8 protein-coding genes and 1 pseudogene are annotated in these 11,486 nt (G+C 63.0%); 5 read left to right on the forward strand and 4 right to left on the reverse strand.

Annotated features, from left to right (window positions below; genetic code table 11):
- Positions 1-168: 168 nt before the first annotated feature.
- A pseudogene (locus N5J71_RS21435) lies at positions 169-435 on the forward strand (IS66 family transposase); the annotation flags it as partial.
- Between the two features lie 121 nt (positions 436-556).
- On the opposite strand, the gene N5J71_RS21440 reads toward N5J71_RS21435, so the two are convergent.
- The 4 genes from N5J71_RS21440 to N5J71_RS21455 all read right to left on the reverse strand — a co-directional run bounded on the left by N5J71_RS21440 (position 557) and on the right by N5J71_RS21455 (position 4,352).
- On the reverse strand, positions 557-1,297 hold the full coding sequence (locus N5J71_RS21440; protein ID WP_279917614.1) for a YciK family oxidoreductase: 741 nt from the start codon (positions 1,295-1,297) through the stop codon (positions 557-559).
- Between the two features lie 75 nt (positions 1,298-1,372).
- Complete coding sequence (gene mupP, locus N5J71_RS21445) at positions 1,373-2,044, reverse strand: N-acetylmuramic acid 6-phosphate phosphatase MupP (RefSeq protein ID WP_279917615.1); 672 nt, start codon at positions 2,042-2,044, stop codon at positions 1,373-1,375.
- On the reverse strand, positions 2,044-2,742 hold the full coding sequence (gene ubiG / locus N5J71_RS21450; protein ID WP_017677368.1) for a bifunctional 2-polyprenyl-6-hydroxyphenol methylase/3-demethylubiquinol 3-O-methyltransferase UbiG: 699 nt from the start codon (positions 2,740-2,742) through the stop codon (positions 2,044-2,046). Before ubiG ends, mupP begins: the two co-directional genes overlap by 1 nt.
- 290 nt (positions 2,743-3,032) lie before the next feature.
- The gene (locus N5J71_RS21455; RefSeq protein WP_279917616.1) at positions 3,033-4,352 is read right to left on the reverse strand and encodes a TRZ/ATZ family hydrolase; all 1,320 of its coding nucleotides are present in this window, start codon (positions 4,350-4,352) and stop codon (positions 3,033-3,035) included.
- 157 nt (positions 4,353-4,509) lie between these two features.
- Between N5J71_RS21455 and mtnA the strand changes: the two genes are divergently transcribed.
- The 4 genes from mtnA (at position 4,510) to pheA (ending at position 11,426) form a co-directional block, all read left to right on the forward strand.
- Positions 4,510-5,586: an S-methyl-5-thioribose-1-phosphate isomerase gene (gene mtnA / locus N5J71_RS21460; RefSeq protein ID WP_206409188.1), complete on the forward strand. Its 1,077-nt coding sequence runs from the start codon at positions 4,510-4,512 to the stop codon at positions 5,584-5,586.
- Positions 5,587-6,310: 724 nt separating this feature from the next.
- The gene (gene gyrA, locus N5J71_RS21465) at positions 6,311-9,079 is read left to right on the forward strand and encodes a DNA gyrase subunit A (RefSeq protein WP_279917617.1); all 2,769 of its coding nucleotides are present in this window, start codon (positions 6,311-6,313) and stop codon (positions 9,077-9,079) included.
- 155 nt (positions 9,080-9,234) lie between these two features.
- A complete protein-coding gene (gene serC / locus N5J71_RS21470; RefSeq protein ID WP_279917618.1) occupies positions 9,235-10,320 on the forward strand; it encodes a 3-phosphoserine/phosphohydroxythreonine transaminase in 1,086 nt (361 codons plus the stop codon).
- Positions 10,321-10,331: 11 nt separating this feature from the next.
- Positions 10,332-11,426, forward strand: a complete 1,095-nt coding sequence (gene pheA, locus N5J71_RS21475; RefSeq protein ID WP_072424705.1) for a prephenate dehydratase — start codon at positions 10,332-10,334, stop codon at positions 11,424-11,426.
- The last annotated feature ends 60 nt before the right edge of the window (positions 11,427-11,486 follow it).

Below are 11,486 nucleotides of genomic sequence, written 5' to 3' on the forward strand. Positions count from 1 at the left end.
ACTGGAAGCCGAGCGTTTCAAGACCAAACCCGATGCCGGTGACGAGGCCATCGAACTGACGGTCGACGAACTGAACTGGCTGCTCGACGGTATCGACCTGTGGCGTAACCGTCCGCACCAGATACTGACGCCGCGCTTCGTAACCTGAGCCGGTATAAATCCACGGCCATGATCGCCGTGCCCGAATCCCTTCCTGACGACCCAATCCTGCTCAAGCATTTACTGCTGCTGGCCAGTGAACAGGCGGCGGCGAAAGATGCTCGCATAGAACAACTTCAAGAACAGGTCGCCTTGCTGCGCCACAAGCTGTTCTCGCCCAAGTCCGAGCGCAGCCCTGAAGATGCCGACTCACCGCAGTTGGCCATGTTCAACGAGGTCGAAGAGCTGATCGAAGCGGCCGCTGCGCCAAGCGAAGCCGAAGCCGAAGCCGAAGAATCGGCAAGGGGTTGCCGGTTGTCTGACGGCGATGCTGGCAATGTGCTGCCGCTTGGCAAGGACGGCGGTGGATTTTTGTCGTGCCATGGCTCGCTGACTGGCAGCGGGCCATGGTCGGTAATCACTGGGCGTCGAACGCCTGGCCGTTGATGCCCTTGCTGTCCGGGCCCATCAGGTAGAGGTAGAGCGGCATGATCTCTTCCGGCAGTGGGCGGGTCGCCGGGTTTTCCCCGGGATAGGCCTGGGCGCGCATGGCGGTGCGAGTCGCGCCCGGGTTGATGCTGTTGGCACGCACGTTGGCGATGCCGCCCAGCTCGTCAGCCATGACCTGCATCAGGCCCTCGGTGGCGAATTTCGATACCGCGTAGGCGCCCCAGTAGGCGCGGCCCTTGCGACCGACGCTGCTGGAGGTGAAGGCGACGGAGGCGTCCTGCGACAGTTTCAGCAGCGGCAGCAGGGTGCTGCTGAGCATGAACATGGCGTTGACGTTGACGTGCATGACACGCATGAAGTTGTCGCCGGAAAGCTGCTCCAGCGGCGTGCGCGGGCCGAGGATCGAGGCATTGTGCAGCAGGCCATCGAGGCGGCCGAACTCGTTCTCGATCATCACCGCCAGTTCGTCGTACTGGTGCGGCAGGGCGGTTTCCAGGTTGAAGGGGATCACCACCGGTTGCGGGTGGCCGGCCGCCTCGATCTCGTCATAAACCTGGCTCAGGTTGGCCTCGGTCTTGCCCAGCAGCAGCACCGTCGCGCCATGGGCGGCGAAGCTCTTGGCTGCGGCGGCGCCAATACCGCGGCCGGCACCGGTGATCAGGATGACGCGATCCTTGAGCAGGTCTGGGCGGGCGGTGTAGTCGAACATGTGAGAATCCTTCGGAGAACTCTTGAGGGTAGGGCGGGTGAAACCCGCCAAATTGGAGAATGGCGGCCTGCGCGATCAGCAACTGCACAGGGCGCGATCGAGCACCGCACGCAGTTCCTGGGGGTGATCCACGACCACATCGGCGCCCCAGTTGCGTGGGTTGTCCTCGGGGTGGATATAGCCATAGGTCACCGCTGCCGTGCGGCAGCCGGCGGCGCGGCCGGATTCGATGTCGCGCGCGTCGTCGCCGATGAACAGCACTTCCTCGGGTTTGACGCCCATCTGCTGGCAGGCGAGCAGCAGCATGTCCGGCGCGGGTTTGCTCTTCTCGACGTGGTCGGGGCAGACCAGCACTGCCGAGCGCTCGGCCAGATTCAGACCCTGCATGATCGGCTCGGCATAACGCACCGGTTTGTTGGTGGCGACGCCCCACAACAGGCGCGCCTGCTCGATGTCGTCGAGCAGGGCTTCGATGCCGTCGAACGGGCGGGTGAGGACTACGCAGTGTTCCTGGTAGCGCTCCAGGAACTCCTGGCGCAGGGCTTCGAACGCGGCCGAGTCGGGGTCTTCATCGAAAGCGCAGGCGACCATGGCGCGAGCGCCGCCGGATACCTGGTCACGTATGGCCTTGTCTGCCAGTGGCGGCAGGCCGCGAGTGGCGCGCATGGCCTGGGTGATGGCGATGAAGTCCGGCGCCGAGTCGAGCAGGGTGCCGTCCATGTCGAACAGTACAGCGCGCAAACGCATCAGTCTTTCCTCAGCGTCTGGATCATGTAGTTGACGTCAACGTCCGCCTCCAGCTTGTAGTGCTTGGTCAGCGGGTTGTAGGTCAGGCCGATGATGTCCTTGACCTCCAGCCCGGCTGCGCGGCTCCAGGCGCCGAGCTCGGACGGACGGATGAATTTCTTGAAGTCGTGGGTGCCACGCGGCAGCAGGCGCAGGATGTATTCGGCGCCGATCACCGCGAACAGGTACGCCTTGGGGTTGCGGTTGATGGTGGAGAAGAACACCTGGCCGCCCGGTTTTACCAGCCTGTGGCAGGCACGGATGACCGAGGAGGGATCGGGCACGTGCTCGAGCATTTCCAGGCAGGTGACAACGTCGAACTGCTCCGGCATTTCTTCTGCCAGTGCCTCGGCGGTGATCTGCCGATAGTCGACTTCGACGCCGGACTCCAGCTGGTGCAGCTGGGCGACCGACAGTGGCGCTTCGCCCATGTCGATGCCCATCACCGTTGCGCCGCGCTGGGCCATGGCTTCACTGAGGATGCCGCCGCCACAACCGACGTCCAGTACGCGCTTGCCGGCCAGGCCGACGCGCTCGTCGATCCAGTTGACCCGCAGCGGGTTGATATCGTGCAGAGGTTTGAACTCGCTTTCGCGGTCCCACCAGCGGTGTGCCAGGGCCTCGAATTTGGCGATTTCGGCGCGGTCGACGTTGCTCATAAGCATCTCTATTCAAAGCATGGAAAGCGTATCGCCGCTATGTTGCCAGTTTAAGAACGGGCGTGGGGCGGCGCGGATTCGTTCAATGTATGTCAGTTTGTCGCAGTGGTTTGGGAATGTTGTCGCGCCCAAGGTTTATCCGCTGCTCATTTATTTCGTTGATACTCGGTCTGCCCCCTCTCCCATTTGTGGGAGAGGGTTGGGGAGAGGGCCAGGCGAATAGCTCGGTGTTTCCTGGCCCTCTCCCCCAGCCCCTCTCCCGCAAGCGGGAGAGGGGAGGATAAGCAGTGTTACTTGCTGGCAATTCTGGCTCCCCATTCCCTGGCCTTGGCGATCAGCTCGCTTTCGTCCATGCGCTTCAGGCGGCCGTCTTCCAACAGTTGCTTGCCGCCAACCCACAAATGCTTCACGCAGTCGCGGCCGCTGGCGTAGATCAGCTGCGATACCGGGTCGTAGATCGGTTGCTGAGCCAGGCCGGAAAGGTCGAAGGCGACCACGTCGGCCAGCTTGCCCAGCTCCAGCGAACCGGTCTGTGTTTCCAGTCCCAGTGCGCGAGCGCCATTCAAGGTAGCCATGCGCAAGGCGCTGTGAGCGTTCAGGGCGGTGGCCGAGCCGGCGACGGCCTTGGCCAGCAGGGCGGCGGTACGGGTTTCGCCGAGCAGGTCGAGATCGTTGTTGCTGGCGGCGCCATCGGTGCCGATGGCGACGTTGACGCCAGCCTGCCATAGGCGCTCGACCGGACAGAAGCCGCTGGCCAGTTTGAGGTTGGATTCAGGGCAGTGCACGATGCTGCAGTTGTGCTCCACCAGCAGTGCCAGATCCTCGTCATCGATCTGCGTCATGTGCACGGCCTGGAAGCGCGGGCCGAGCAGGCCGAGGCGGGCCAGGCGAGCCAGTGGGCGTTCGCCGTGCTTGGCGACGGCTTCGGCTACTTCCTGGGCGGTTTCGTGCACGTGCATATGAATGCCGGCATCCAGCTCGTCAGCCAGTACGCGAATCTGTTCCAGCTTGTCGTCGCTGACCGTGTAGGGCGCGTGGGGGCCGAAAGCGATGCGGATGCGAGGGTGCTGCTTGAGGTCATCGAACAGTTGCAGGCCCGTGCGTAGGGCTTCGGCGGCATTGAGTGCGCCGGGTACCGGGAAGTCCAGCACGGGAACGGTGATCTGTGCGCGCATGCCGGCGTTGTGCACGCGTTCGGCGGCGGTCTGCGGGTAGAAGTACATATCGGAGAAGCAACTGATGCCGCCCTTGATCTGTTCGGCGATGGCCAGATCGGTGCCATCGCGGACGAAATCCTCATCGACCCACTTACCCTCGGCGGGCCAGATATGTTCGTGCAGCCAGGTCATCAGTGGCAGGTCGTCGGCAATGCCGCGCAGCAGGGACATTGCTGCGTGGCCATGGGCGTTGATCAGGCCGGGGGCGAGCAGGCACTGAGGCAGTTCGCGCACCTCCTTTACTGGGTGGCGCAGTGCCTCGGCACGTGGCGCGATCAGTGCGATCTGCCCGTCGCGGATTCCCAGGCCATGATCGCGTAGCACCACCCCGGCTGGTTCCACGGGCACCAGCCAGGTGGGCAGGAGCAACAGGTCGAGAGGAGATTCGGGCATGAGGGCGTCCGTCTGGCTTGATCGATGCAGGGAAGGTCTCCAGTGTATAGATGAACGCACGCAGCTTGAAGTCGTGGGGCGTGCCGGATAGTTCGGCTGGTGCCAGTTGGTCTGCGTATAATCCGCGATTTTTTGGCGGTGACAGATGGAGTGCGCGATGCGCGAGCAATTGCTGGCGGTGGAGAAGGTTCAGGCAATCGAGTGGCGCGATGGTGCGTTGTACCTGCTCGATCAGCGCCTGCTGCCGCATCAGCAGACCTGGCTGCGTTTCGACTCTGCCGTCGAGGTGGCCGATGCGATTCGCGACATGGTGGTGCGTGGGGCGCCGGCTATTGGCATTGCTGCTGCCTATGGGCTGGTGCTGAGTGTCCGTACTCGTCTACAAGACGGTGGTGACTGGCGTGAGGCGTTGGAGGCCGATTTTGCCTATCTCGAGCGCTCGCGCCCGACTGCGGTAAACCTGTTCTGGGCTCTGCAGCGCATGCGTGAACGCCTTGCAAGACTCAAGGATGGCGACGACATCCTGGCGCTGCTGGAGGCTGAGGCGGTGGGGATTCACCTCAGCGACCGTGAGGCCAACCTGACCATGGCGCAGTTGGGCATGGAGCTGATTCGCAAGCATCAGGGCAATCCGCAAGTGCTGCTGACGCACTGCAATGCCGGTGCGCTGGCGACCGGCGGCTTTGGTACGGCGCTCGGGGTGATCCGCGCGGCGTATCTGGAGGGTTTGGTCGAGCAGGTTTATGTCGATGAAACCCGCCCCTGGCTACAGGGTGCGCGATTGACGGCCTGGGAATTGGCGGGTGACGGCGTGCCGGTCACGCTCAATGCCGATGCAGCGGCGGCTCACCTGATGAAGACCAAGGGCATCACCTGGGTCATTGTCGGCGCTGATCGCATCACCGCCAACGGTGATGTGGCCAACAAGATCGGCACTTATCAGCTGGCGGTCAACGCCATGCACCACGGCGTGCGGCTGATGGTGGTGGCGCCCAGTTCGACCATCGACATGAATCTGGAAAGTGGCGAGGACATCCTGCTCGAGGAACGCGATGGCCTTGAGTTGCTGGAGGTGGCGGGGCATCGGGTCGCGGCCGATGTGCATGCCGTCAATCCGGTGTTCGATGTGACGCCGGCTGACCTGGTCGACTACATCGTGACCGAGAAGGGCGTGATCGAACGTCCAGATAGCGCCAAGCTGGCGCAGCTGATGTGTCGCAAGCGCCTGCACTGAGCTGATCAGGCGCGGCTTACTCCCTGTAGGAGCCCTGCCCCGGGGCGAAGCTTTTGCTCTTGCGGCTTTCTTACGGCGCGGATGTCGTGGAACGGCCGCGATTCGCCGCGGGGCGCGGCTCCTACACAGATTGTGGTGTTCGGTGGTTCGGCGTAGGAGCCCCGCCCCGGGGCGAAGCTTTTGCTCTTGCGGCTTTCTTACGGCGCGGATGTCGTGGAATGGCCGCCATTCGCCGCGGGGCGCGGCTCCTACACAGATTGCGGTACCCGATGGCTTGGCGTAGGAGCCCCGTCCCGGGGCGAAGCTTTTGCTCTTGCGGCTTTCTTACGGCGCGGCTGCCGTGGAATGGCCGCCATTCGCCGCGGGGCGCGGCTCCTACACAGATTGCGGTGTTCGGTGGTTCGGCGTAGGAGCCCCGCCCCGGGGCGAAGTCTTTGCTTTCATTGGCTGTGCGACAGCCCCAGCATGTTGGTCGTTTCGCCTGTTTCCGTCTCGTTTGCTCCGCTTCTCCATGAGGGGGCTCGGGGTAGGTGTGTGGCGCGCTTTGTGGTAATCTCCGGCAGTTTTCAAGGGGGCTGACTGCAGCCTCCTTCACTGCATCGAATCGTGACATAACTCGTTGATTTGTCGTGAGTCGCTGATGGCCTGAGGCTATCGCGACGAGCTCCATGGCGTTCAGGAAGAATGACGCGGAGTTTCACCAGAAAAAGGAACCAGGCTTCTCATGGGCGAACTGGCCAAAGAAATCCTCCCGGTCAATATCGAAGACGAGCTGAAACAGTCCTACCTCGACTACGCGATGAGCGTGATCGTCGGGCGTGCGCTGCCGGATGCGCGCGATGGCTTGAAGCCGGTACACCGCCGTGTGCTCTATGCCATGAGCGAGCTGGGCAACGACTGGAACAAGCCCTACAAGAAATCCGCCCGTGTGGTCGGTGACGTGATCGGTAAATACCACCCGCACGGCGACACCGCGGTGTACGACACCATCGTGCGTATGGCGCAGGACTTCTCCCTGCGCTACCTGCTGGTGGACGGCCAGGGCAACTTCGGTTCGGTTGACGGCGACAACGCCGCGGCCATGCGATACACCGAAGTGCGCATGACCAAACTGGCGCACGAGCTGCTGGCCGACCTGGACAAGGAAACCGTCGACTGGGTGCCCAACTACGACGGCACCGAGCAGATCCCTGCTGTCATGCCGACCAAGGTGCCGAACCTGCTGGTCAACGGCTCCAGCGGTATCGCCGTGGGCATGGCCACCAACATCCCGCCGCACAACCTCACTGAGGTAATCGACGGCTGCCTGGCGCTGATGGACAACGCCGAGCTGACCGTCGATGACCTGATGCAGTACATCCCCGGCCCTGATTTCCCCACTGCGGGCATCATCAACGGCCGTGCCGGCATCATCGAGGCCTACCGTACCGGCCGTGGCCGCATCTACGTGCGTGCCCGGGTCGAGGTCGAGGACATCGACAAGGTCGGCGGTCGCCAGCAGCTGGTGGTCACCGAGCTGCCGTATCAGCTGAACAAGGCGCGTCTGATCGAGAAGATCGCCGAGCTGGTCAAAGAGAAGAAGATCGAAGGCATCACCGAGCTGCGCGACGAGTCCGACAAGGACGGTATGCGCGTGGTGATCGAACTGCGTCGCGGCGAAGTGCCGGACGTGGTGCTGAACAACCTGTACGCCCAGACCCAGATGCAGAGCGTATTCGGCATCAACGTCGTGGCGCTGGTCGACGGTCAGCCGAAGATCATGAACCTCAAGGACATGCTTGAGGTGTTCATCCGTCACCGCCGTGAAGTGGTGACCCGGCGTACCGTCTACGAGTTGCGCAAGGCTCGCGAGCGTGGCCATATCCTCGAAGGTCAGGCCGTTGCACTGTCCAACATCGATCCGGTGATCGAGCTGATCAAGGCTTCGCCGACGCCGGCTGAGGCCAAGGAGCGCCTGATTGCCACCGCCTGGGAATCGTCCGCCGTGGAGGCCATGGTCGAGCGCGCCGGTGCCGACTCCTGCCGTCCTGAAGGTCTGGATGCACAGTTCGGCCTGCGTGACGGCAAGTACTACCTGTCGCCGGAACAGGCTCAGGCCATTCTCGAATTGCGCCTGCACCGCCTGACCGGCCTGGAGCACGAGAAGCTGCTGGCCGAGTACCAGGAAATTCTTGGCCTGATCGGCGAGCTGATCCGCATCCTGACCAACCCCGAGCGCCTGATGGAAGTCATCCGCGAGGAGCTGGAGAAGGTCAAGGCCGAGTTCGGCGACAAGCGTCGTACCGAGATCGTCGCCTCGCGTCTGGATCTGACCATCGCCGACCTGATCACCGAAGAAGAGCGCGTCGTCACCATTTCCCACGGCGGCTACGCCAAGAGCCAGCCGCTGGCGGCCTACGAGGCGCAGCGTCGCGGTGGCAAGGGCAAATCGGCCACTGGTGTGAAGGACGAGGACTACGTCGAGCACCTGCTGGTCGCCAACAGCCACGCGACCCTGCTGCTGTTCTCCAGCAAGGGTAAGGTGTACTGGCTGCGTACCTTCGAAATCCCCGAGGCCTCGCGTGCTGCGCGTGGTCGTCCGCTGGTCAACCTGCTGCCGCTGGACGAGGGCGAGCGCATCACCGCGATGCTGCAGATCGACCTCGAAGCGCTGCAGCAGAGCGCCGGCGCAGACGAAGATCTTGATGACGAAGGCGTAGTGATCGAGGGCGAAGCCACCGAGGTGGTCGAGGCCGAGGAAGTCGAAGAAGTCGAGGGCGAAACCCCCGAACTGGTCGCCGAACCGACCGGCGCCTACATCTTCATGGCCACCGCCTTCGGTACCGTTAAGAAAACCCCGCTGGTGCAGTTCAGCCGTCCGCGCAGCGCCGGTCTGATCGCCCTGAAGCTGGAAGAGGGCGACACCCTGATCGCCGCCGCCATCACTGACGGTGCCAAGGAAGTCATGCTGTTCTCCGATGCCGGCAAGGTGCTGCGCTTCGCCGAAAGCAAAGTGCGTACCATGGGCCGTACCGCCCGTGGTGTACGCGGTATGCGCCTGGGCAAGGATCAGCAACTGATCTCCATGCTGATTCCGGAGCCCGGCGCGCAGATTCTCACTGCCTCCGAACGAGGCTTCGGCAAGCGCACCGCTCTGGGCAAGTTCCCGCGTCGCGGTCGTGGCGGCCAGGGCGTTATTGCCATGGTCACCAGCGAGCGTAACGGCAAGCTGGTCGGCGCCATCCAGGTGCAGGACGGCGAGGAAATCATGCTGATTTCCGATCAGGGCACCCTGGTGCGTACCCGTGTCGACGAAGTCTCCAGCTCCGGTCGTAACACTCAGGGCGTGACCCTGATCAAGCTGGCCAAGGACGAGACCCTGGTTGGCCTGGAGCGTGTGCAGGAGCCGACTGTGGTGGAAGAGGACGAACTGGTCGAAGGCGAAGAGGGCGCTGAAGTCGCCGAAAGCGCCGATGCACCAGCCGCCGACGCCGAGGAAGGCAGCGAGGAATAACGCGCTGAGGGTCGTCACTGTAGGAGCCCGCTTGCGGGCGATCAGCTAGATCGTCGGTGAGGCCCAGGCCTCTCCGGCTCCTGCATGACGCCGCAGGATATTCAAAGGCCTTGCGTGGCTGGGCCTTGTAGGCATCGATCTTGAGAGAGACAGACGTGAGCAAGCGAGCTTTTAACTTCTGCGCCGGCCCGGCCGCGCTGCCGACCGCTGTACTGCAACGTGCCCAGGCCGAGATGCTCGACTGGCAAGGCAAGGGCCTCTCGGTGATGGAGATGAGCCATCGCAGTGACGAGTACGTGGCCATCGCCAGCCAGGCCGAGCAGGATCTGCGTGATCTGCTCGCTGTGCCCAATGACTACAAGGTGCTGTTCCTGCAGGGCGGTGCCAGCCAGCAGTTCGCCGAGATTCCGTTGAACCTGCTGCCGGAAGATGGCGTGGCCGACTACGTCGACACCGGCATCTGGTCGAAGAAGGCCATCGAAGAGGCGCGTCGCTACGGCGCCATCAACGTGGCTGCCAGTGCCAAGGCGCACGACTACTTCGCCATTCCCGGTCAGAACGACTGGCAGTTGTCGAAAGACGCTGCCTACGTGCATTACTGCAGCAACGAGACCATCGGTGGTCTGCAGTTCGACTGGGTGCCGCAGATCGGCGATACCCCGTTGGTCGCCGATATGTCCTCGGACATCCTCTCGCGTTCGCTGGATGTTTCGCAGTTCGGCCTGATCTACGCCGGTGCGCAGAAGAACATCGGCCCGAGCGGCCTGGTGGTGGTGATCGTTCGTGAAGACCTGCTCGGTCGCGCCCGTTCCAGCTGCCCGACCATGCTCGACTACAAGATCTCCGCCGACAACGGTTCGATGTACAACACCCCGGCGACCTATTCCTGGTACCTCTCCGGCCTGGTCTTCCAGTGGCTGAAGGAGCAGGGCGGCGTAGAGGCCATGGAGCGCATCAACCGCGCCAAGAAGGACCTGCTGTACAAGGCCATCGACGACAGCGATTTCTACAGCAACCCCATCGCCCACAACGCGCGTTCCTGGATGAACGTGCCGTTCCGCCTGGCTGACGAGAAGCTGGACAAGGCCTTCCTCGCTGGTGCCGATGAGCGCGGCCTGCTTAACCTGAAAGGGCATCGCTCGGTCGGTGGCATGCGCGCCTCCATCTACAACGCCGTGGGTATGGATGCGGTCGAGGCTTTGGTGGCCTACATGGCCGAGTTCGAGAAGGAGCATGCCTAATGACGGATGTAATCTCCGAGCAGGAACTGCAAGCGCTGCGGGTACGCATCGACAACCTCGACGAGCGCATTCTCGAGCTGATCAGCGACCGCGCGCGCTGCGCCGAAGAAGTCGCCCGCGTGAAGATGAAGGAGTTGAAGGAAGGCGAATCGCCGGTCTTCTATCGCCCCGAGCGCGAAGCTCAGGTGCTCAAACGCGTGATGGAGCGCAACAGAGGGCCGTTGGGCAACGAGGAAATGGCGCGGTTGTTCCGCGAGATCATGTCCTCCTGCCTGGCTCTGGAAAATCCGCTGAAAGTCGCTTATCTCGGCCCTGAAGGCACCTTCAGCCAGGCAGCGGCGATGAAGCACTTCGGCCACGCGGTGATCAGCGTGCCAATGGCCGCCATCGACGAAGTGTTCCGCGAAGTGGCTGCCGGCGCGGTCAACTTCGGCGTGGTGCCGGTGGAGAACTCCACCGAAGGTGCGATCAACCACACCCTCGACAGCTTCCTCGAGCACGACATGGTGATCTGCGGCGAAGTCGAGCTGCGCATTCACCATCACCTGCTGGTCGGTGAAACCACCAAGACCGACAAGATCACCCGCATCTACTCCCATGCCCAGTCGCTGGCGCAGTGCCGCAAGTGGCTGGATGCGCACTACCCGAATGTCGAGCGCGTGGCTGTTTCCAGCAACGCCGACGCGGCCAAGCGGGTCAAGAGCGAGTGGAACAGTGCGGCGATTGCCGGTGACATGGCAGCCAATCTGTATGGCCTGACCAAGCTGGCCGAGAAGATCGAGGATCGCCCGGACAACTCCACGCGCTTCCTTATCATTGGCAGCCAGGAAGTGCCGCCGACGGGCGACGACAAGACCTCGATCATCGTCTCCATGCGCAACAAGCCGGGCGCGCTGCATGAGTTGCTGGTGCCGTTCCACAACAACGGCATCGACCTGACGCGCATCGAGACTCGCCCTTCGCGCAGTGGCAAGTGGACCTACGTGTTCTTCATCGATTTCGTTGGCCATCACCGCGATCCGCTGATCAAGGATGTGCTGGAAAAACTTGCCCAGGAGGCCGTGGCACTGAAGGTGCTGGGGTCATATCCGAAGGCGGTGCTCTGAGGTAAAGCCCCTCACCCCCGGCCCCTCGGCTTTGGCATCCTGCGTCGCCCTACCTCCTGC

The organism is Ectopseudomonas oleovorans, from assembly GCF_029845265.1.
GTDB classification, from domain to species: Bacteria; Pseudomonadota; Gammaproteobacteria; order Pseudomonadales; family Pseudomonadaceae; genus Aquipseudomonas; species Aquipseudomonas oleovorans.